At 74.4% G+C, this 21493-nt stretch carries 15 protein-coding genes, 1 tRNA gene and 1 pseudogene; 10 read left to right on the forward strand and 7 right to left on the reverse strand.

Annotated elements, in window-relative coordinates:
- Nucleotides 1–14: 14 nt before the first annotated feature.
- Nucleotides 15–1418 carry a phosphotransferase gene (locus R3E88_05530; GenBank protein MEZ4215920.1) on the reverse strand — a complete coding sequence of 468 codons (1404 nt, stop codon included), beginning with the start codon at nt 1416–1418 and terminating at the stop codon, nt 15–17.
- Between the two features lie 108 nt (nt 1419–1526).
- On the opposite strand from R3E88_05530, the gene R3E88_05535 reads away from it, so the two are divergent.
- A complete protein-coding gene (locus R3E88_05535) occupies nt 1527–2006 on the forward strand; it encodes a nitroreductase family deazaflavin-dependent oxidoreductase (protein MEZ4215921.1) in 480 nt (159 codons plus the stop codon).
- On the opposite strand, the gene R3E88_05540 is transcribed toward R3E88_05535, so the two are convergent.
- Nucleotides 2003–3403, reverse strand: coding sequence for a Gfo/Idh/MocA family oxidoreductase (locus tag R3E88_05540; GenBank protein MEZ4215922.1), 1401 nt, complete (start codon nt 3401–3403; stop codon nt 2003–2005). The two genes, R3E88_05535 and R3E88_05540, sit on opposite strands and share 4 nt — an antisense overlap.
- A complete protein-coding gene (locus R3E88_05545) occupies nt 3400–4152 on the reverse strand; it encodes a DUF1080 domain-containing protein (protein ID MEZ4215923.1) in 753 nt (250 codons plus the stop codon). Before R3E88_05545 ends, R3E88_05540 begins: the two co-directional genes overlap by 4 nt.
- 145 nt (nt 4153–4297) lie before the next feature.
- Here R3E88_05545 and R3E88_05550 point away from each other — a divergent pair, with 145 nt between their 5' ends.
- Both R3E88_05550 and R3E88_05555 read left to right on the forward strand, forming a co-directional pair.
- On the forward strand, nt 4298–5407 hold the full coding sequence (locus tag R3E88_05550; protein ID MEZ4215924.1) for an LLM class flavin-dependent oxidoreductase: 1110 nt from the start codon (nt 4298–4300) through the stop codon (nt 5405–5407).
- Between the two features lie 3 nt (nt 5408–5410).
- The gene (locus tag R3E88_05555; protein ID MEZ4215925.1) at nt 5411–6352 is read left to right on the forward strand and encodes a trypsin-like peptidase domain-containing protein; all 942 of its coding nucleotides are present in this window, start codon (nt 5411–5413) and stop codon (nt 6350–6352) included.
- Here the strand turns inward: R3E88_05555 and R3E88_05560 are convergent.
- From R3E88_05560 to R3E88_05570, 3 genes are all read right to left on the reverse strand, one after another.
- Nucleotides 6309–6908: a hypothetical protein gene (locus R3E88_05560; GenBank protein ID MEZ4215926.1), complete on the reverse strand. Its 600-nt coding sequence runs from the start codon at nt 6906–6908 to the stop codon at nt 6309–6311. The two genes, R3E88_05555 and R3E88_05560, sit on opposite strands and share 44 nt — an antisense overlap.
- A gap of 43 nt (nt 6909–6951) precedes the next feature.
- Nucleotides 6952–7027: transfer RNA gene (locus R3E88_05565), tRNA-Phe, on the reverse strand.
- Between the two features lie 55 nt (nt 7028–7082).
- Nucleotides 7083–7997 (reverse strand): peptidylprolyl isomerase, encoded by a 915-nt coding sequence (locus R3E88_05570; GenBank protein ID MEZ4215927.1) that lies wholly within the window; start codon nt 7995–7997, stop codon nt 7083–7085.
- 206 nt (nt 7998–8203) lie between these two features.
- On the opposite strand from R3E88_05570, the gene ggt reads away from it, so the two are divergent.
- A complete protein-coding gene (gene ggt / locus R3E88_05575) occupies nt 8204–10075 on the forward strand; it encodes a gamma-glutamyltransferase (GenBank protein MEZ4215928.1) in 1872 nt (623 codons plus the stop codon).
- A 31-nt stretch (nt 10076–10106) separates the two neighbouring features.
- Here the strand turns inward: ggt and R3E88_05580 are convergent, their stop codons facing one another.
- Nucleotides 10107–12701 (reverse strand): pitrilysin family protein, encoded by a 2595-nt coding sequence (locus tag R3E88_05580; protein ID MEZ4215929.1) that lies wholly within the window; start codon nt 12699–12701, stop codon nt 10107–10109.
- An 80-nt stretch (nt 12702–12781) separates the two neighbouring features.
- Between R3E88_05580 and hemW the strand changes: the two genes are divergently transcribed.
- From hemW to R3E88_05610, 6 genes and pseudogenes are all read left to right on the forward strand, one after another.
- Nucleotides 12782–13969: a radical SAM family heme chaperone HemW gene (gene hemW, locus R3E88_05585; GenBank protein ID MEZ4215930.1), complete on the forward strand. Its 1188-nt coding sequence runs from the start codon at nt 12782–12784 to the stop codon at nt 13967–13969.
- A gap of 166 nt (nt 13970–14135) precedes the next feature.
- Nucleotides 14136–15224 (forward strand): heat-inducible transcriptional repressor HrcA, encoded by a 1089-nt coding sequence (gene hrcA, locus R3E88_05590; GenBank protein MEZ4215931.1) that lies wholly within the window; start codon nt 14136–14138, stop codon nt 15222–15224.
- Nucleotides 15225–15265: 41 nt separating this feature from the next.
- Complete coding sequence (grpE, locus tag R3E88_05595) at nt 15266–15946, forward strand: nucleotide exchange factor GrpE (protein MEZ4215932.1); 681 nt, start codon at nt 15266–15268, stop codon at nt 15944–15946.
- 56 nt (nt 15947–16002) lie between these two features.
- Nucleotides 16003–17799: pseudogene (dnaK, locus tag R3E88_05600) on the forward strand (molecular chaperone DnaK).
- A gap of 195 nt (nt 17800–17994) precedes the next feature.
- On the forward strand, nt 17995–19161 hold the full coding sequence (dnaJ, locus tag R3E88_05605; protein ID MEZ4215933.1) for a molecular chaperone DnaJ: 1167 nt from the start codon (nt 17995–17997) through the stop codon (nt 19159–19161).
- A gap of 6 nt (nt 19162–19167) precedes the next feature.
- On the forward strand, nt 19168–21297 hold the full coding sequence (locus R3E88_05610; GenBank protein MEZ4215934.1) for a penicillin-binding protein activator: 2130 nt from the start codon (nt 19168–19170) through the stop codon (nt 21295–21297).
- The last annotated feature ends 196 nt before the right edge of the window (nt 21298–21493 follow it).

Here is a 21493-nt window from a genome sequence, read left to right on the forward strand (position 1 = left end):
GCCGCGGATCGTCGTCAGTCGATCGGCTCCATGCGCGCGCCCTCGAGCTCGCGGAGCGTGGGCTGCAGCAGCGCCTCCTCGCGGCACAGGCGCCGGTGGAAGAAGCGCAGGAGCTCGGCGTCGCGTTCGCCCGTCGCGGCGTTGCGCGCGACGAGCTCCTCGAGCGCGACGTCGGCCTCCGCGCGGTCGCGCGGCCGGCGGCCGAGCAGCGCGGCCGCCTCGGCGAGGTCGTCGGCGTCGAGCGCCGCACGGAAGCGATCCGAGCGCTCGAGGTACTGCGCGACGCGGTAGAGGCGATCCATCTCGTAGCGCTCCTCGCCCGCGCGCCCGTCGCGCAGGCGCTCGAGCGCGTTCGCGAGGAACGTCGTCGCCGTGTGCGACGACGTCGGCTCCGGCTCGGGCACGTCGGGCGGGTCGAGCGCGACGCCCAGGATGTGCGCCATCACCTCGAGCGGACAGCGCGAGTACACGACGTACCAGGCGAGGTACTGCGCGTAGTTCATCTCCGGGACGGGCCGGCCCAGCACGGGCGCGAGGCCGAGCGGGTTCGTGAGGCCGAAGCGCACCGTGTGGTAGTCGATCGCGCGCCGGTCGACCGCGGCGCCCGAGATCTCCTCGTAGCGCGCGACGATCTTCCGCATGTCGCCGAGCGGCTCCGAGAGCTGGCGGCTGCGGATGCCGGCGAGGTCGGCGGCGGCCGAGTCGCCGAGGTAGGCGAGCTCGAAGTCGATCACGCCCGTGACGCGCCCTTCGTCGAACAGGAACTGTCCGCAGTCGCAGTGCACGAAGCCGACGTGCGCGCGGTCGCGCGGGACGTTGCGCAGGCACCAGTCGACGGCGAACTCGATCATCGGGTCGGGCTGGTTCTTGGCGCGGCGGTACTCGCGCACGAAGCTCGGCAGCTCGCCGAGGCACGACTCGACGGGGTCGGCCGGCATGCGGATGCCTTCGCGCGCGAACTCCTGCGCATCGATCGCGTGCATGCGCACGAGCACGTGGAGGTAGTCGTCGAGCGTGCGCGCGCGCAGCGCGGGGTCGGGCTCGGTCGCGAGGTTGAAGCGCCCCGGGAGCTGCGCGAGCAGCAGGCCGGGCGGATCCTCGCAGACGCCGTAGGGGTGCGGCACGGGCACGCCGTTGCGCTCGAGCACCTCGAGGATGCGGCCCTCGCGCTCGAGCGGCGCCGTGCTGCGGTGGAACTCGCCGCGCGCGCCGCGCCAGTAGAGCGGGAGCGTCGCGCCGTCGCTCGCGCGGCGAAGCTCGAGGAACCACGCCGGCCGCCAGCGGGCCTGGCTCTCGAAGCGCGTGATCGTGCCGCCGAGCTGCTCCTCGACCCAGCGGAAGCCGCGCTGCCAGCGCTCGTCGAGCGCGCTGCGATCCATCGCGTCGGAAGGGGCGGCAGCGTCGGTCGCGGGGGTCACACGGGTGCTCCTCGAGGGCTTCGCGGTCGCGAGCGCGCGCATCGTACACGCGCGCCGCGCCCGCGTGTGGTTGCTCGCGCGCGGTCGCGCGCGTACCGTGCGGCCGCCGTGCCGTCCCTCTCGCCGCGCCCGCTGCGCCGCTTCATCGCGGCGAACCCCTGGGTCGTCCCGGCGATCACGCGCGTCCACCGCTGGGCCTACCAGGCGCTCGACGGTCGCTTCGTCGCGAGCACCGGCGGGTCGAAGATCCTGCTCCTCACGACCACCGGCCGGCGCTCGGGCGAGCCCCGCACGACGCCGCTCCTCTACGTGGAGGACGGCGAGCGGCGGATCGTCGTCGCGTCGAACGGCGGCACCGAGCGCGTGCCCGCGTGGTGGCGCAACCTGCAGGCCGAGCCGCGCGCGCACGTGCAGGCGGGCCGCCGTCACTGCGACGTCGTCGCGCGCGAGGCGACGCCCGCAGAGGTCGAGCATCTCTGGCCCCGGCTCACCGCGGCGTACGAGTTCTTCGACGAGTACCGGTCGCGCACGGAGCGCACGATCCCGGTGGTGCTGCTCGAGCCCGTCGCGCCCGCGCAGCGAGGTTAGGCGCGCGCCGCCCGGGCGGGCGCGCGATCGGCGGCGAGCTCCGGCAGCGCCCAGCCCGCGCGCGGCGCGCGCGCGAGCCACGGCGCGAGGTCGGCGGCGCGCCCCGCGCCGCCGAGCGTCTCCTCCCACGCGACGCGCCGTCCGGCGCGGATCGCGAGGTTGCCCGCGAGCACGGTCTCGGTGAACGGTCCCGAGAGCTCGAAGCGCGAGAGCGGCGGCGGCCCGCCGCGGATCGCGTCGATCCACTCGACCGCGTTGTTGACGACGCGCGGGAGTGTCGTCGGCACGTCGTGCAGCGCGTCGGTGCGCGCGCCCGCGCGCAGCTCGAGCGTCTCGAGGTGGTCGAACAGCAGCGCCCCTTCGCTGCCGAAGACGACGCAGTCGTGCGCGCGCAGGCGCCGCTGCGAGATGCCGAGGCGGCGGTGCACGTCCTCCGGAGGGAGGCGCCCGCCGTCGGTCCAGACGACGTCGAGCTCGTCGTTCTGCGCGCCCGCCGCGAAGCGGTAGCGCACGGTCGACGCCGTCGGCGGCGATTCGTCGGTCGCGTCCTCGCATTCGGCCTCGACGGCGAGCGGCGCGCCCGCGTCGAGCGCGAAGAGCGGCATGTCGAGGATGTGGCAGCCCATGTCGCCGAGCGCGCCGGTGCCGAAGTCCCAGAAGCCGCGCCAATCGAACGGGTGGTAGCCGTCGGCGTAGGGCCGCTCGGGCGCGGGGCCGAGCCAGAGATCCCAGTCGAGATCGTCCGGTACGGGACGCGCGGGCGGGCGCTCGCGCAGGCCCTGCGGCCAGATCGGGCGGTTCGTGAAGCAGTGCACCTCCTGCACGCGGCCGATCGCGCCGCCGCGCACGAGCTCGACCGCGCGGCGCAGGTGGTCGCGCGCGTGGCCCTGGTTGCCCATCTGCGTGACGACGCCCGACGCGCGCGCCGCGCGCGCGAGCGCGCGCGCCTCGTCGATCGACCACGTGAGCGGCTTCTGGCAGAAGACGTGCTTCCCGGCCTGCATCGCGAGCAGCGCGGCGTGCGCGTGCGTGTGGTCGGGCGTCGAGATCACGACCGCGTCGAAGTCGTCGGCGTGCGCCGCGAGCATCTCGCGGTAGTCGCGGTGGAAGCGCGCGTCGGGGAACGCCCTGCGCACGTCGCGCAGCAGGAACACCCACTTCGGCGGCGTCGCGTCGACGTCGCAGAGCGCGGTCACGCGCGCGCCCGCGGCCGCGATGCGCTGCGAGTCGATCCAGCCCTGCATGCCGACGCCGATGCACGCGACGCGCGGCGCTTCGCCCGGCGGGAGCGGGCGCTCCTCCCAGAGCCACGGCGTCGCGCACCCGGGCGCCGCGAGCGCCGCCGCGCCGAGCGCCCCGCGCGCGAGCAGCTCGCGCCGCGTGATCGGGCGCGTCACGGCGCGAGCCTGCGGATGCGGACGTTGCGGAACCACACGGGCGAGCCGTGCGCCTGCAGCGCGACGTGGCCCTCGGCGGCGCGCCCGTAGTCCGGCATCCAGTCGAACTTGCTGCGCGCGACGCGCGCCTCCCAGTCCGCGCTCCCGAGCTCGTAGACGACGACGCGCGTCCCGTTGTGCCAGTGCTCGACGCGCGGGCCGCGCACGACGATGCGCGCCTCGTTCCAGCCGTCGCCGCCGGCGGGCGCGGCCTCGAGCGCGGGCGGGTGCAGCGCGTAGTTCGCGCCGGTGCGGTGCAGCGGGTCCGACTCGTCGTCGAGGATCTGGAACTCGGGCCCCGACTCCCAGGTGTCGCGGTGGTCCTCGGTCACGTGGAAGAGGATGCCGCTGTTCGCGTCGGGCGCCGCGCGCCACTCGAGCACGAGCTCGAAGCTCGCATAGCGTTCGCGCGTGAGGAGATCGGGTGCGAAGCGGCGCCCGTCGAAGTAGATCGCGCCCGCGGCCACCTGCCAGCCGGGCGGCACGACGTCGCTGCGATGGCCGCGGAAGGCATCGAGGCCGCCGCCGTCGAAGAGCACCTCGAAGCCCGCCGCGCGCTCCGCGGCTGGGAGCGCGAACGGCGGGCTCGCCGGCGCGTCGGGCGGCGGCGGCGTCGCGCAGGCGGCGAGCGCGAGCAGCAGGAACGGCAGCGGTCCTGGGCGCGCCGCGCGCACGGAGCCGCGCGGGCGCGAGGGCGGTGTGCATCGCATGCGGCGAGTCTCCGCGATCGGCCGTGCGCGCGGCAAGCCCGAACGCTTCCGCGCTCGGCGCGCGCGCGTCTAGAATGCCGGCGCGCGGCCGCCCGCCGCGCCGCGCGTCGGTTCCCGCCCGTCGCGCCTAGCGAAGGAGTCCGCCGTGAAGTTCGCCCTGTTCGCCGAGATCCCGGTGCCCCGTCCGTGGACGCCGGGCAAGGAGGCCGCCGCGCTGCGCAACACGGTCGAGCAGGCCGTGTTCGCCGAGCAGATGGGCTTCCACTCGTTCTGGACCGTCGAGCACCACTTCCTCGACGAGTTCTCGCACTGCAGCAACCCGGAGGTGCTGTACGGCGCGGTCGCCACGCGCACGTCGACGCTGCGCATCGGCTACGGCGTGCGCCTCACGCCGAAGCCGTACAACCACCCGATCCGCACGGCCGAGAGCGTCGCGACGCTCGACTGCCTGTCGGACGGGCGCGTCGAGTGGGGCACCGGGCGCTCGGCGACGCGGCTCGAGCTCGAGGGCTTCGGCATCAACCCCCACGAGACGCGCGAGATGCTCTCGGAGGCGATCGACCACGTCGTCGGCTGCTGGACGAACGACGAGTACGAGTTCCACGGGAAGTACTGGGACATGCCGCGTCGCCGCGTGCTGCCGAAGCCCGTGCAGAGCCCGCACCCGCCGATCTGGACGGCGACGACGAGCGAGGACGGTCACTACGAGGTCGGCAGGATGGGCGTCGGCCTGCTCTCGTTCGCGGTCGGCGTGCCGCCCGAGGACATGATCCCGCGCATCGCGGCCTATCGACGCGGCCAGGCCGACTGCGAGAAGCCGAAGGGCCTCTTCCGCAACGACCAGGTCGTCACGTTCACGATGGCGCACTGCGCGGCGACGAACGCGAAGGCGTTCGCCGAGGCCGAGACCTCGATGGTCTGGTACCCGAAGAAGGGGCCGGAGCTGATCGGCGCCACGGCCGACTACGCGCGCACGTTCCAGAAGGATCTCGGCACCTATCACTACACGGGCGACATGAAGCGGATGCAGGACGAGCGCGTGACCGACGCGCTCACGTTCGACTACATCCGCGACGCCGGCGCCGCGATGGTGGGCGACCCCGACCGCTGCATCGAGATCGCGAAGCGCTACGAGGCCGCCGGCTGCGACCTCCTGTTCTGCCTCGCGAACCCGTACGACATGACGCACGAGCAGGTGATGTCGTCGCTCGAGCTGCTCGGGAAGCACGTCATCCCGGAGCTCGACAAGGGCTGAGACGTGCGCGCCCTCGCGGTCGTCCTCGCGCTGTCCGCACTCGCGGCGGCGGCGCCGGCGCGCGCGGTCGTCGCCGCGGGCGGCGACGGCACGGGCCACGCGACGCCGCCCGCGAACGATCCGGGCTTCGCGCACGTCGCCGCGCTCGGCGACCTCACCGGCGTGTACCTCGGCGGCGGCTGGATCCTCACCGCCGACCACGTCCCGCCCGACCGCGACGCCGTGATCCTCGGCGTGACGTACGCGGCCGTTCCCGGCTCGCGCATCGTCCTCGAGACGGCGCCCGGCGTTCCCGCCGACCTCGCGCTCTACCGCATCGAAGGCGACCCGGGCCTCCCGTGGCTCGAGATCGCGTCGTCGCCGCCCGTCGTCGGCGAGCCCGTCGTCATGGTGGGGCAGGGCTGGACCCGGCTCGCGTCGCCGGCGTACTGGGATGCCGCGTGGCAGCCCACGACGCCGGCGATGGCGGCGCACGCGGGCTTCGAGCGCGGCGTCGGGCGCGCGCTGCGCTGGGGCACGAACGAGGTCGTCGTCGTCGATGACGAGGTCGTCCTCGGCGGGCGCACGACGACGAGCTTCGCGACGACCTTCGACGAGGGCGTCTCGGCCGACGAAGCACAGGCCGTGCAGGGGGACTCCGGCGGCGCGGTGTTCGCGCAGCGCGCGGGCGACGGCGTCTGGGAGCTCGCCGGAGCGATGTTCACGGTCGGGCTCTGGATCGGGCAGCCGGCCGACACGGTGGTCTTCGGAACCGCGACCTACGCGGTGCAGCTCGCCGACTACCGGGAGGCGATCGAGGCGGTCACGCGGCCCGCCGTTCCCGCTGCGCCCGCGCCGTGGCGCGTTCTCGCCGGCGTCTCGCTCCTCGCGCTCGCCGCGCGCGCCGCGAGCGCGCGCACGCTCAGCGCGCGGGCGCGGCGTCGCACGGATCGAGCCGCAACGTGATCGTGTCGGGACCCGGTCCGTCGCCGAACATGCCGATCCACCCGCCGAGGCGCTGCACGGCGTACTTCTCCTGGCGGAGGTCGAACGTGCGGCGGTTCGCGACGGCGTCGTCGACGATGCGCGGAACGACGCAGCGCGTGACGCCGGCGCGCAGCAGCTCGAGGCGCGCGCCGTCGAGACCGTGCGCGCGCGCCTTCTCGCGCGACATCGACACCCATTCCGTTCCGTCGTGGTCGACGATCCACAGCCGCAGCTCGGCGTCGGGCGCGTGCAGCACGACGACCTCCTCGAGCTCGGCGAGCGCGCCGTAGAGCGCGAGGAAGAGGACGACGGGCGAGGCGGCCATCGCCGCGACGCGCGCCGCGCGCGGGATGCGCGGCGCGAGCAGCACGGCGGCGAGCCCGAAGCCGAGCAGCCCGCCGACGAGTCCGCGACCGGGGATGCCGTACGGGCCCGCGTGGCGGAGCGGGACGAGGAAGGCGGCGACGCCCGCGACGAGCATCGCGAGGCCGAGTACGAAGGCCGCTCCGGGGCGGCGGGTGGCGTCGTTCGTCACGCGGGCGCCTCCCGGGCGGGGGCGGACATCGGCGGTGCGGAAGTGGTGGCCCAGGCCAGAGTCGAACTGGCGACACCCGCATTTTCAGTGCGGTGCTCTACCAACTGAGCTACCGGGCCACGGGGCGCGCACTCTAGCCCGTCGACCCAGGGGTGGCTAGGCGGCCTCGCCGCGTCAGTGCGCGGGAGCGGCCGCCGCGTGCGTGTCCGCGGTCGGCGTCGCGACGTGCACGCCCGCGATGCGGATCGCCTCGAGCGGCCGGTCGCGCGGCCCCCAGCGCCCGTGCAGGTCCGTGGGCGCTTCGGCGATCGCGTCGACGACGTCCATCCCGCGCACCACGCGCCCGAACACGGCGTACTTGCCGTCGAGCGCCTGGCGATCGCGCTGCACGATGAAGAACTGGCTGCCGCCGCTGTCGGGCCGACCGGTGTTCGCCATCGACACCACGCCGCGCACGTGCGGCGCGTCGCCGAACTCGTCCTCGATCGTGTATCCGGGACCGCCCATGCCGTCGTCGTCGGGCAGGTCGTCGCGCGTGTTCGGGTCGCCCGTCTGCACCATGAAGCCCGCGATCACGCGGTGGAAGGCGACGCCGTCGTAGAACCCGCGGCCCGCGAGCTCGAGGAAGTTCGCGACGGTCTTCGGCGCGAGCTCGGGGAAGAGCTCGATCTCGATCTCGCCGCGGCCGGCGACGGCGAGCGTCGCGTGCGGATGCGGACCGGGCGGCCACTCCCACGTGCTCGCGTCGACCGGCTCGCGCGCGGCCGGCGCGGGCTCGGCGCCCGTGCCGCGGAGGTTGGCGAAGACGCGGTTCGCGCCCTTGTCGGGATTCGCGTCGACGCCGCAGCCCGTGCCGAGCGCGAGCAGACCGAGCAGTGCGAGGCCTCCCGCGACCGCTCCGAGCCATTCCTGCGCGCGCGCGAAGGTGTCGGCGGCGGAGGCGCGGTCGATCGCGTCGGCGAGCGCGGCGCGCGCGCTCGCCGAGGCGTGCGCGAAGTGGCGGACGCCCGGCGAGGCCCAGCGCTCGAACGCGCGCTCGAGCGCCCGTCGGAGGCGCTCGCCGGGAAGGCTGGCTTCGAGCTCGTCCATCGCTCCCTCCTTCGCGTCGTCGCGCGGGCCCGGGAAGCCGTGGCTGCGGGCCGGCCGTCGGCGCCATCGGCACGCGAGGTCGATCGGTTGAACGCGCGGGCGGCCGATCTGCGAGCGGCGACGGGGCCGAAGCCCCGCTTCTGCCGGTGGTCGGGCGCCCGCTCGGCGGTCGATCGCGCGACCGCGCGCCCGTAGACTCCGCCGCCATGCCCCGCACCCGAGCCGCGTCGTCCTGCTCCGTTCCGCTTCCCACCTCCCGCCGCGCCACCGTGCTGCGCGGCGCCTCCGGCCGAGAGGGGCGGCGACGCCGCCCGGCCGCGCTCGTCCTCGCCGTCCTGCTCGCGTCCGGCGCGCCCGGTGTGCGCGCGGCGACGCCGAGCCCGGCGCGCGGCGAGGCGGGGATGGTCGTGACCTCGCAGGTGGACGCGACGCGCGCCGGGCACGCGATGCTCGAGGCGGGCGGGAACGCGATCGACGCGGCCGTGGCATCGGCGTTCGCGCTGTCGGTGACGCAGCCGTTCTCGAGCGGGCTCGGCGGTGGCTGCTTCGCGCTCGTCCGCATCGCCGCCGACGGCGCTACCCCCGCGCGCATCGTCGCGATCGACGCGCGCGAGACGGCGCCCGCCGCCGCGACGCGCGACATGTACGTGCAGCCGGGCGTCGACGCGCGCGCATCCGTCGCGGGTGCGCTCGCGGTGGCGACACCCGGGCTCGTGGCGGGCCTCGTGCACCTGCAGGAGGCCTACGGCGCGCTGCCGCTCGCGACCGTGATGGCCCCGGCGATCGCGCTCGCGCGCGACGGGTTCGCGATCGGGCCCTACCACGCGGCCATGATCGAGGCGATGCGCGCGCGCATGCCCGCCGACGACCCGCGCTTCGCGGAGACGGCGCGCATCCAGTTCCCGCCGCCGGGCGAGGCGGCCGCGCCCGGCTGGCGGCTCGCGCAGCCCGAGCTCGCGGCGACGCTCGAGCTCGTCGCGCGGGGCGGTGCGCGCGCGTTCTACGACGGCGCGCCCGCGCGCGCGATCGCCGCGACGATGCGCGCGCACGGCGGGCTCGTCACGGAGGAGGACCTGGCGCGCTATGCGGTCGTCGAGCGCGAGCCGACGCGCGGCCACTACCGCGGCCTCGAGGTGGCGAGCTTCCCGCCGCCGTCGTCGGGCGGCGTCGTGCTGCAGGAGATCCTGAACGTCCTCGAGGGCTTCGATCTCGCTGCGCGGCCCGCGCACGGCAGCGCGTCGATCCACGTGATCGCCGAGGCGATGAAGCTCGCGTTCGCGGACCGCGCCGTCTTCCTCGGCGACCCGGACTTCGTCGACGTGCCGGTCGAGCGTCTCCTCTCGCCCGCGCACGCCGACGCGCAGCGCGCGCGCATCCTGCCGCCGCGCTGGCGCCGCGCGCCCTGGACGTGGCTGCGCGACGAGAGCGCGATCCGCGTCGAGGCGCCGGGGCTCCCGCAGGACGACGCGGGCACGACGCACCTCTCGACGACGGACGCGCGCGGCAACGCCGTCGCGCTGACGAAGACGATCAACACGCCGTACGGCTCGGGCGTCACCGTCCCCGGCACCGGCATCGTGCTCAACAACGAGATGGACGACTTCGCGAAGGCGCCCGACGCCCCGAACGCCTACGGGCTCATCGACGTGCGCGGCGCGAACGCGATCGCGCCCGGCAAGCGTCCGCTGTCGAGCATGACGCCGACCCTCCTGCTGCGCGACGGGAAGCCCTTCATGGTGACGGGGAGCCCGGGCGGCCCGCGCATCATCTCGACGACGCTGCTCACGATCCTCGACGTCGTCGACTACGGCATGGACGTGCAGGCCGCCGTGTCGGCGCCGCGCTTCCACCACCAGTGGGTTCCCGACACGCTCTACGTCGAGCCCGAGACGCCGCAGGACGTGGTCGAGGGGCTCGAGGCGCGCGGCCACGACGTCGAGCGGTCCGCGTCGACGTGGTCGGCGGCCGAGGCGATCGTGATCGACCCGCGCACCGGCATCCACTTCGGCGGGAGCGACCCGCGCCGCGACGGGCTCGCGCTCGGGTACTCGCCGCAGGCGTCGGCGGCGGCTCGTTAGGCGAGCACCGGCGGCGGAGACGCCGCCGGCCTCAGGCGACGTCCGGCGCCGCGGGTGCGTCGGGGTGGACGAGCGCCTCGACGCGCGCGTTCCAGTCGAGGATGCGGCGCGCGACGCGCTGCACGTCGGCGCTCGACAGCGCCGCGACGTGCTCGGGGTAGGCGAGCGCGGCGAGCGGGCCGAGGCCGTAGCGCGCGTCGAGTGCGAGGTGCGCGGCGCGCGCGGCGCTGCGCTGGCGGTCGATCGCGTGGTTGCCCGTGAGGAACCGCTTCGCGCGCGCGAGCTCGTCCTCGCCGACGGGCTCGTCGACGAGGCGCGCGAGCTCGCGCTCGAGCCCGGCCCGCGCCTGCGCGAGCTTCGCGGGCGCGGTCGCGATGTAGACCGAGAAGAAGCCCGGCGCGAGCCCTTCGACGTTCGTCGCGCTCACGCTGTAGGCGAGGCTCTGCCGGTCGCGCAGCTCGAGGAAGAGCCGGCCGCTCTGGCCGGTGAGCACCTGCGCGAGCAGCTCGAGCGCGAAGCGGTCGGCGTCGTCGATCGCGACGCCGCGGAACCCGAGCACGTAGTGCGCCTGCTCGCGGTCGGCGCGCTCCTCGGCGAAGAGCGGGGCGTTCGGCGCGGGGTCGGCCGCGGGCCAGCGCTCGGCGAAACCGTCGCCTTCGAGGGCGTCGAGGCGCGACGCGATCGCGCGCGCGACGGCGTCGGGGTCGACGTCGCCCGCGACGCCGAAGGCGAGGTTGCCGCGCCGGACGAGTCGCTCGTGGTGGGCGATCGCGTCGTCGACGTCGAACGCGGCCACGCTCTCGCGCTCGCCGCCGAGCGGCATGCGATACGGGTGGTGCGCGTAGAGCGTGCGCTGGAAGAGCAGGAACGCGCGCTGCGCGATCCGGTCCGCGCGCCGGTCGATGGCCGCGAGCACCTCGCGTCGCTCGCGCTCGAGCTCGGCCTCGTCGAACGCGGGCTCGAGCAGCGCTTCGGCGAACAGGTCGAGCGTCGGCGCGAGCTGGTCGCTCGTGCACTCGAACGTCATGCCGAGCGAGCTGCGCCCACTGAAGCCGTCGACCTCGGCGGCGAGGTTCTCGACGGCGCGCGCGAAGTCCGCCGCCGAGCGGCCCTCCGTCCCGCGCATCCAGAGCGCCGTCAGGAAGCTCGTGAGGCCCGACGTCTCCGGCGTCTCGGCGAGCAGCCCGCCGAGGAAGGCGGCCCGGCCGGCGACGACGGGCGCGTCGTGCGACGGCAGCACGTGGAGCTCGGCGCCTCCGCCGAGGTCGTACGTGACGACGTCGCGCCCCGGCGTGCGGCGCGGGAGCGCGGCGCGCCGGCGCGTCGCGCGCGCGAGCCCGCGCGCGACGGCGTCGGCGGCGCGCGCGTCGTCGAGCGCGTCGACGTCGGCGCGGGCGAGCAGCGCCGTCGTGCACAGGTGCTCGGGCGCGAGCCAGGTGCGCGCCGCGCGCAGCAGGTCGTCGGGCGTGGCGCTCCGGACGAGCTCGAAGTAGCGCTGCTCGCGCCGGTGGTCGCGCGCGAGCACGTGGAAGTGGCCGAGCTTGCTCGCCATCCCCGACACGCTCTCGCGCTCGAAGCTCTCGGTGGCGAGGAAGTTCGCGCGCGCGCGCTCGAGCTCGGCGAGGCTCACCGGCTCGACGCGCACCCGCTCGACCTCCTCGACCACGGCCTCGATCGCCTCCGCGGCGCGCTCGCTCTCGCACTTCACGTCGACCGTGAACAGGCCCGGGTCGAGCGGCGTGTAGCAGGACGTGTCGATGCGATCGACGATGCCGCGCGTCTCCTTCACGCGGCGCACGAGGCGGCTCGACTCCGCCTCTCCGAGCACGAACGACAGCAGGTCGAGGTGCGTGGCGTCGTCGTCCGCGAACGATGGTGCGCGCCACGAGAGGTCGAGGCGCGCGCGCTCGAAGTCGCGCACCGCGACGCGCGTGCGGAGGCCCTGCTGCGCGGGCTCGGATGCGCGCGCGCGCCGCGCGCCCGCCGGCTCCGCGCCCGCGAAGGCGGCCTCGATGCGCGCGGCGAGGTCGCGCGCGTCGAAGTCGCCGGCCGCGACGACGACCAGGTTGTCGGGCGCGTACCAGCGCCGGAAGAAGCGCTCGACCTTCGCGCGGTCGAAGCTCGCGACGTTCTCCGCGCTTCCGAGGATGGGCCGCCCATAGGCGTGCGCGCGGTAGGCGTTCGCGAAGGCGAGGTCGGAGAGCACGTGGTCGGGCGCGTCCTCGGAGCGGCGGATCTCCTCGAGCACGACCTCGACCTCGCGCTTCACCTCCGCGGGATCGAACGTCGAGTGGCGGACGGCGTCGACGAGCACGTCGACGCCGACGTCGAGTGCGTCGCTCGGGAGCGTCGCGTAGTACACCGTGACGTCGAACGTCGTGTACGCGTTGACGCGCCCGCCGGCCCCCTCGATCTCTCCGGCGACGTCGCCGACGCCGCGGCGCTCCGTGCCCTTGAAGAGCATGTGCTCGTGGAAGTGCGCGAGCCCTTCCTCGCCCGGACCCTCGTCGGCACTCCCGACCTTCGCCCAGATCTGGAGGCTCGCGACGGGGGCGGCGTGCGCCTCGCGCAGGAGGATCTCGAGGCCGTTCGGCAGGACCTGGTAGTGGAGGGGCGGGGTCGACAAGGGCGCCGGAGAGTACCGGAGCGCCGCGCGGGGTGCTCCGCGGCCGTGCCCGCCGCGCGCGGCTCTGGCACCGTTCCCGCGTGGCGAGCGACAGCGTCGGCGTGTACGTGCACGTGCCGTTCTGCGAGCGCGTCTGCCCCTACTGCGACTTCGCGGTGGTGGCGGCGCGGCCGCTCGAGCCGTCGGTCGAGGCGCGCTACGTCGAGGCGCTCGTGCGCGAGCTCGCGCTGCGCGCGGGCCCCTTCGACGGGCTCGCGCTCGCGAGCGTGTACCTCGGCGGCGGCACGCCCTCGCTGCTGTCGGTGGCGAGCGTCGAGCGCATCGTCGGCGCGGTGCGCGAGCGCTTCGCCGCGCGCGTCGGCGCGGCTCCCGAGATCACGCTCGAGGTGAATCCGAGCACGCTCGAGCGCGCGCGCCTCGGCGGCTTCCGCGCGGCCGGCGTGAACCGGCTCTCGATCGGCGTCCAGTCGTTCGACGACGCGATGCTGAAGCGCCTCGGCCGCGCGCACCGCGCGCGGGACGCGCACGCGACGCTCTCGGCGGCCCGCGCCGCCGGCTTCGAGAACGTCTCGCTCGACCTGATCGTGGGCGGGCCGGGCGCGACCCGCGCCCAGCTCGATCGGGACCTCGACGCCGTCGCCGCGTTCGCGCCCGAGCACGTCTCGACCTACGAGCTCACCGTCGAGGAGGGCACGCCGTTCGCGCTCGCGGAGCGGCGGGGGCAGCTCGCGCGCCCGGACGAGCGCGCCGTCGTCGCGGCGCTCGCGCGCGTCGACGCGCGACTCGCGGCGGCGGGGCTCGAGCGGTACGAGGTGTCGAGCCATGCGCGGCCGGGGTTCGAGTCCGCGCACAACCGGCGCTACTGGCGCCGCGCGCCCGTGCTCGGGCTCGGCGTGGGGGCGTGGTCGACGCTCCCGCCGACCGCGGCGCACCCGCACGGCGGCCGCGCGGCGAACGCGCGCTCGCTCGGCGCCCATCTCGACCGCGTCGAGGGCGCGCGCGCGGCGGCCGGCTCGATCGCCGACGCCGAGTGGCACGACGCCGCGACCGCGCGCGGCGAAGCCGTCTTCCTCGCCCTGCGCGAGCCGCGCGGGCTCGGCGCGGCGGGCTTCGCGCGCGAGTTCGGGGCGCCGCCGCGGGCCTTCTTCGCGCGCGAGATCGACGAGCTGGTCGGGCTCGGGCTGCTCGACGAGGACGCCGCGGGCGACCTGCGGCTGAGCGCGCGCGGGCGCTGGCTCGCCGACAGCGTGGCCGAGCGCTTCGTCTAGCGGCGCCTCGGGGTCGCGAGGCCGGCCCCGCCGCGGCGAGAGCGCCCGTCGCCGCGCCGCGCGCTTGAAGATCGCCGCTCGCATGGCGAAAATCGGCGACCGCACCATGGCGACGCGCAGCGCGAGAATCGGTGGAGTCGGGCCGAACGAGGAGCCGGAGGCGCGCGTGCGTGCGGCGCGCCCCGCGCCGCTCGCGACACCCGAGCTCACGGAGCGGCAGCGCGTCGTCCTGCGCGCGCTCGTCGCGGCCTACATCGCGGAGGCCGCGCCCGTCGGCTCGGCCACGATCTCGCACCTCCTCTCCCAGCCGCTCTCGTCGGCGAGCATCCGCAACACGATGGCCGAGCTGCGCGAGATCGGGCTCGTCGACCAGCCGCACACGTCGGCCGGGCGTGTCCCCACGACCGCGGCGATCCGGATCTTCGTCGATCAGCTCATGGACACGCCGGAGCTCGGGCCGTACGAGCGGCGCGCGCTCGCGCAGCCGTTCGAGGGTGTCGACGCGAGCGCGGCCGTGCGTCTCGCGGGTCAGGTGCTGTCCGAGAGCGCGCGGCAGCTCGGCTTCGTCGTGGCGCCGCGGCTCGCGCGCGTGCGCCTCCAGCACGTGAGCTTCGTGCGGCTGTCGACCGACCGGCTCCTCGTCGTGCTCGTCGCGCGCTCGGGGCGCGTGCACCGACGGGTCGTCGAGGAGACGACCTGGCGCGACCAGGCGGAGCTCGACCGCGTCGCCGCGCTGCTGAACGAGCGCATCCAGGGGCTCTCGCTGGACGATCTGCGCGCGCGGCTCGAGGGCGAGCTGCGCGCCCTGCGCGACCGCGCCGATGGCCTCGTCGCGCGCGCGCTCGCGCTCGGCCTGCGCGCGATCGACCTCGACGGCGAGGCCTCGGCCGACCTGCTGCTGGGGACGCGCCTCGCGCTGCTCGACCAGCCCGAGTTCCGCGACCCGGAGCGCATCCGCGAGCTGTTCGCGGCGATCGAGACCGGCGAGCGCCTGCTCGCGATCATCGACCGCGCCGTCGAGAGCGCGGGCGTGAGCGTGGCGCTCGGCGAGCAGCTCGACGCCCCGGAGCTCGTCCGCTGCGCGCTGGTCGCGGCGCCGTACGGACGCGCGGGCGAGCCGCCGCAGGGCGTGCTCGGCGTGATCGGCCCGTGTCGCATGGACTACCGTCGCGTCATCCCGCTCGTCGACTACTGCTCCGTGCTGGTCAGCCGCAAGCTGCAGTCGGCCGATGAGCCGACGCCGTCCGCGGGCTGACGGGTGCCGGCGTTCCATTCCGAGAGGTCTGCGCGCATACGATGAGCCACGACGACCGACCCGACCAACCCGACGACGAGGGCGGCGGCACGCTCTCTCCGAGCGACGAGCTCGAGGCCGCGCTCGCCGCCGCGAGCGAGGCGGTCGACGAGCGCCGCGCGCGCTCGAAGGGGGCCTCGACGGCCGGCGAGGCCGTGATCGAGGCGATGAGCGCCGAGCTCCAGTCCCTCAAGACGGAGTACGAGGCGGCGAAGGCCGAGCTCGATGCGCTGCGCGACCAGCACCTGCGGCTTCAGGCCGACTTCGAGAACTTCCGTCGGCGCGGTCTCAAGGAGAGACAGGAGACGCAGCTGTACGGACACCAGAATCTGGTCAAGGAGCTGCTTCCCACGGTCGATAACCTCGACCGCGCTATCGAGCACGCAGACCGGAACGCATCCGAGGAGTTGCAGAGCCTGTTGCAGGGCGTCGAGCTGGTTCGCAAGGAGCTGCTCGGCGTGCTCGATCGTTTCGGGGTGATCGCGGTCGAGGCCCTCGGACAGCCGTTCGATCCGGCCGTGCACGAGGCGATGGCGCAGACGCCGGCGGCGGAGGTGGCACCGAACACCGTCGTGGCGGAGATGGAGAAGGGGTACCTGCTGCGCGATCGGCTGCTGCGACCGGCCCGGGTGGTCGTGTCGAAGGCCGCGGACGGGGATCGGCAGGGAACCACCGAAGGGTAGTCGGGGCGGCCGTCGCGAAGCCTCCCGGCAGCCGCTGTGGGGGGCAGCGCCTCGACATGTCGCACGTCATCGGCATCGATCTCGGCACCACGAACTCCTGCGTCGCCATCAACCTCTCCGGCGCGCCCGAGGTCATCGCGAACTCCGAGGGGGCGCGCACGACCCCCTCGATGGTCGCGTTCACGCCGGGCGGCGAGCAGCTCGTCGGGCAGATCGCCAAGCGCCAGGCCGTCACGAATCCCGAGCGCACCGTGTTCGCCGTGAAGCGCCTGATCGGGCGCAAGAAGGACGCCGAGGAGGTCGCGGCGTTCGCGAAGATCGCGCCGTTCGAGATCGTCGCGCACCAGAACGGCGATGCGTGGGTGAAGATCGGCGACGAGCTGTGCGCCCCGCAGCAGATCTCGGCGATGGTCCTCAAGAAGCTCAAGGACACGGCCTCCGACTACCTCGGAGAGCCCGTCACCGAAGCCGTCATCACCGTCCCCGCGTACTTCAACGACGCGCAGCGCCAGGCCACGAAGGAGGCCGGCGCGATCGCGGGCCTCGAGGTGCTGCGCATCATCAACGAGCCGACGGCGGCGGCGCTCGCCTACGGCATCGCGGCGGATGCGGACCAGAAGATCGCGGTCTTCGACCTCGGCGGCGGCACGTTCGACGTCTCGATCCTCGAGATCACCGACGGCGTGTTCGAGGTGAAGAGCACGAACGGCGACACGTTCCTCGGCGGCGAGGACTTCGACAACGTGCTCGTCGACCACCTCGCGACGCGCTTCCAGAGCGACACCGGCATCGACCTGCGCCAGGACGCGATGGCGCTCCAGCGGCTCAAGGAGGCCGCGGAGCGCGCGAAGCACGAGCTCTCGAGCGCGACCGAGACGGACATCAACCTCCCGTTCATCAGCGCGGACGAGAGCGGCCCGAAGCACCTCGAGATCCACCTCGACCGCGAGACGCTCGAGGACCTCGTCGCGCCGCTCGTCGAACGGCTGTCGCAGCCCTGCACGACGGCGCTCGAGGACGCCGGCTACACCAAGGCCGACATCGACGAGGTGATCCTCGTCGGCGGCATGACGCGCATGCCGCTCGTGCAGCGCAAGGTCTCGGCGATCTTCGGCAAGGAGCCGCACCGCGGCGTCAACCCGGACGAGGTCGTCGCGATCGGTGCCACGATCCAGGGCGGTGTGCTCAAGGGCGACGTCGAGGACGTCCTGCTGCTCGACGTGACGCCGCTGTCGCTCGGCGTCGAGACGCAGGGCGGCGTGATGACGAAGATCATCCACAAGAACACGACGATCCCGACCACGAAGAGCCAGGTCTTCTCGACCACCGAGGACGACCAGGACGTCGTGCGCATCCACGTCCTGCAGGGCGAGCGCGAGATGGCCGCGGATGCGATGACGCTCGGCCGCTTCGAGCTGGTCGGCATTCCGCCCGCGCCGCGCGGCGTCCCGCAGATCGAGGTCACCTTCGCGATCGATGCGGACGGCGTGGTCAACGTGTCGGCCAAGGATCTCGGCACGGGGCGCAGCCAGAGCATCGTCGTCACCGCCTCGAGCGGCCTGTCGAAGGACGACATCGACAAGATGGTGAAGCAGGCCGAGGCCCACGCGGCCGAGGACCAGTCGCGCCGCGAGTGGATCGAGCTCGTGAACAAGGCGAAGGGTCTCGTGTACTCCACGCAGCGGACGCTCGAGGAGTTCGCCGACGCCATCGAGGAGCAGGACCGCAGCGCCGTCTCGGCCGCGCTCGAGAAGGCGAAGGCGGCCCTCGAGGGCGACGATGCGGGCACGCTCAAGCAGGCCACCGAGGAGCTCTCGGGCGTCACCTACCAGATGACGGAGCGGCTCTACGCGACCCTCGGCAGCAGCGAGGAGTAGCCGCGCGGCATCCCCGCGCAGCCCTCGCGCTCGCCCCTCTCCCGCCCTCCGCTCCGCCCGGATCCTCGCCGCCGTCGCCGCGGCGCCTTGCCTCGGCGGCGGGTGGGACTAGCCTCCCGCGCCATTCGCCGCGGCCGGCCCTCCGCCGGCCGCACTCGTTGCGACCCTCGAATGCGATCGGATCCGGGAGCGGCAAGCGTGGCCAAACGCGACTACTACGAGGTGCTCGGCGTCGCGCGCGACGCGGGCGAGGCCGAGCTCAAGAAGGCCTATCGCAAGCTCGCCATGGAGAACCATCCGGATCGCAATCCCGACGATCCGGCGGCCGAGGATCGCTTCAAGGAGATCTCGGAGGCCTACGCCGTCCTGTCGGACGCGCAGAAGCGCGCGCAGTACGACCGCTTCGGGCACGCCGCCGCCGGGCCGGGCGGCTTCACGGGCGACTTCGGCGACCTCGGCGGCTTCCAGGATCTCTTCGAGAGCCTCTTCGGCGACGTGTTCGGCGGAGGAGGCGGCGGGCGTCGCCGGCGCGGGCGCGGACAGCGCGGCGCCGACCTCCGCTACAACCTCGAGATCCCGCTCTCCGAGGTGCTCGCCGGCACGAGCAAGACGCTCAAGATCCCGAAGATGCGCCGGTGCGGCGGCTGCGCGGGCAGCGGCGTGAGCCCGGGCCACACGCCGGAGACGTGCGACCGCTGCCGCGGCACGGGCCAGATGGTCTTCACGCAGGGGTTCTTCCGCGTGAACCGCCCGTGCGACGCGTGCCAGGGCGCGGGCGAGATCGTCCGGGATCCCTGCACGGAGTGCCGCGGCATCGGCCGCGTGGAGGGGCAGCAGACGCTCGACGTCACGATTCCCGCCGGCGTCGACGACGGTGCGCGACTCCGGCTCACCGGCGAGGGCGAGGCCGGCATCGCGGGCGGCCCGGCCGGCGACCTCTACGTGGTGATCTCCATCCAGCCTCACCCGCTCTTCACGCGCGACGGCACCGATCTGCACTGCGAGGTCCCGATCTCGTTCGTGCAGGCCACGCTCGGCGACGAGATCGAGGTGCCCACGCTCGAAGGACGGGTCACGATGCGCGTGCCGGACGGCACGCAGTCCGGCAAGCTCTTGCGACTCAAGGGGAAGGGCCTTCCGCCGCTCGTGCCGCGAGCCGATCGCAGCCAGCTCGAGCGCATGCGCGGCGACTTGTACGTGCGCATCTTCGTCGAGGTTCCGACGAAGCTGTCCGCGCGGCAGCGCGAGCTCCTCGAGGAGTTCGCGCGCGAGAGCGGCGAGGACGTGTCGCCCGCGGCCCGGGGATTCATGGACAAGCTGCGGGATCTCTTCGACTAACGAATCATGACGCGATCGACGACGACGAAACCCGCTGCGCCGCGCGCGTTGGCGCTCGGCGCGCTGGTGCTCGTCGTCGCCGCGTGCCAGCTCCCGCGCGGCACGCGCCCCGCCACCGAGGAGGAGCGGCTCGCCTACGGCGAGGCCCTCGCTCCGCTCCCGCAGGATCCGACGACCGCGCGCGACCGGCTCGAGGCCTTCGTCACGGCCCACGGCGACGGGGCGCTCGCCGACGACGCGGGCGAGAAGCTCGCTGCGATCGAGCTCGGCGAGGGCCGCACGGCCGAGGCCGTGCGCTGGCTCGTCTGGGTGGTCGAGCAGCATCCGCAGGGCGACCGCGCGGAGGCCGCGCGCCTCTCGCTCGCGACGCTCGCGCGCTCGCGCGGCGACGTCGCCGAGGCGCAGCGATGGCTCGCCGACGCCCGCTTCTCGCGCATGGACGCGTCGCAGCGCGTGGTCGGCTACCGCATGCTCGCCGATCTCGAGTCGCGCCCCGCCGAGAAGCTCCGCTGGCTCGGCGAGCTCTACGCGGCGCAGACGAGCGTGGACGGGCGCAAGCGCGTCGACGCCGAGCTCGACCCGCTCGTCGCGCAGCTCTCGGTCGACGAGATGGCGACGCTCGCGAGCTCGCTCGGCAAGCGCGTTCCCGCGGCGCGGCTCCGCCTGCGCATCGCCGAGCGCGCGCTCGACGCGGCCGACGTCGACCGCGCGGAGCGCGAGCTCGCGCGCGTCGATTCCCTCGAACGCACCGAGCGCGACGACGCGCTGCGCGCCGAGGTCGCGCGGCGCGCCTCGCTGCGCGAGCGGATCGCGACGGCGGGTGTGCTGCCGACCTTCCGGGAAGTCGCCTCGCTGCCCGCGCCGCGCACCGACGGCGCCGAGGGGACGATCGGCGTCGTCCTTCCGCTCACCGGAGCGTTCGCGCGCTACGGCGAGGAGAGCCTGCGCGGCGTGCTGCTCGCGGCGGGCGTCTTCGACGACATCGAATCGGCCCGCGCCGCGGCCGACGAGGCGGGCGAGGGCGAGGTCCGACCGCCGCGCGGCGAATCGTGGCGAGCCCGGCGTGCGAGCCGCGTGCGCGTCGTCGTGCGCGACTCGGCGGGCCAGCCCGATCGCGCGGCCCGCGCCGTCCACGAGCTCGCGGCCGACCCCTCGGTCGCCGCGATCGTCGGGCCGCTCCTCGCGGCCGAAGCCGACGCGGCGGCCGCCGCCGCCCAGGCGGAGAGCATCCCGCTCCTCGCGCTGACCTCGCGCGCGGACGTGTCGGCCGGACGCGACTTCGTGTTCCGCCTGCGCACGACGCCCGCCGACGAGGTGCGCTTCCTCGTCGACTACGCGGTCGACGAGCTCGACGCGCGGCGGTTCGCCGTCCTCTATCCCGACGACACGTACGGGCGCGGCATGCGCAGCTACTTCTGGGACGCCGTCGAGGCGCGCGGCGGGTACGTCGTGGCGGCCTCGAGCTACGACCCGTCGTCGACCGACTTCGCGGAGCCGATCCGCCGCATGATCGGCTTCACGCTGCTCACGCCGGCGGAGCAGGCCGCCGTGCGCGATCGCGACGCGGCGCTCGACCGCCTGCGCCGCCTGCCGCGCGAGGAAGCGGGGAGGGCGCGTCGCGAGCTGCTCCGCACGACGGGGCCCGAAGGCGAGGCGCTGCCGCCGATCGTCGACTTCGACGCGCTGTTCATTCCCGACACGAGCGAGAAGATCGTGATGATCGCGCCGCAGCTCGCCTTCCACGACGTGACGGGCGTGCGCCTCCTCGGCACCTCCGCGTGGGTCGACCCGAAGCTCGTCTCCCTCGGGCGCGAGCACGTGCGCAACGCCGTGATGGCCTCGCTCTTCCACGCCGAGAGCAGCTACACGTTCGTCTCCGACTTCGTCGACGGATACTCCGCGCACTTCGGCGCCGTCCCCGACGTGTTCGCGGCGAGCGCCTTCGACGCGGCGAATCTCGTCCTCGTGCAGCTCGCCGCCGGACACACGAGTCGCGACGCGGTGCGCGACGGCGTCGGAAGCGTGCACGGCTACCCCGGTGCGTCGGGGATCACGACGTTCCTGCACGACGGCAACGCGCGGAAGCGGCCCTTCCTGCTCGGCGTCGACGGACGTCGCATCGTCCCGCTCGACTGAACGCGTCGCGTCGCATCCCGCATCGCGGGCTGCGATCGCGTTGCACACGCGGTGCGGCGACCGAGGGGTTTCCGTCGACGGAGCGCGGGCCGTTTCCCGACGTCGTCCACCGTCGGCGAGCGACGCGCTTCCCGCATGCGGGAAACGCGCGGGCCCGCCTCAAGTCGCTCTCCTGCGTCGTCGAAGGGGCCGTCCG

The organism is Myxococcota bacterium (assembly GCA_041389495.1).
GTDB lineage: Bacteria > Myxococcota_A > UBA9160 > UBA9160 > UBA4427 > JAWKRT01.

What these genes read in the sequence shown, in the direction of transcription:
- R3E88_05545 (MEZ4215923.1), bottom strand. Translation starts at nt 4,152, where the DNA reads ATGCGATGCACACCGCCCTCGCGCCCGCGCGGCTCCGTGCGCGCGGCG.
- R3E88_05570 (MEZ4215927.1), bottom strand. Translation starts at nt 7,997, where the DNA reads ATGGACGAGCTCGAAGCCAGCCTTCCCGGCGAGCGCCTCCGACGGGCG.
- ggt (MEZ4215928.1), top strand. Translation starts at nt 8,204, where the DNA reads ATGCCCCGCACCCGAGCCGCGTCGTCCTGCTCCGTTCCGCTTCCCACC.
- grpE (MEZ4215932.1), top strand. Translation starts at nt 15,266, where the DNA reads ATGAGCCACGACGACCGACCCGACCAACCCGACGACGAGGGCGGCGGC.
- dnaJ (MEZ4215933.1), top strand. Translation starts at nt 17,995, where the DNA reads ATGCGATCGGATCCGGGAGCGGCAAGCGTGGCCAAACGCGACTACTAC.
- R3E88_05610 (MEZ4215934.1), top strand. Translation starts at nt 19,168, where the DNA reads ATGACGCGATCGACGACGACGAAACCCGCTGCGCCGCGCGCGTTGGCG.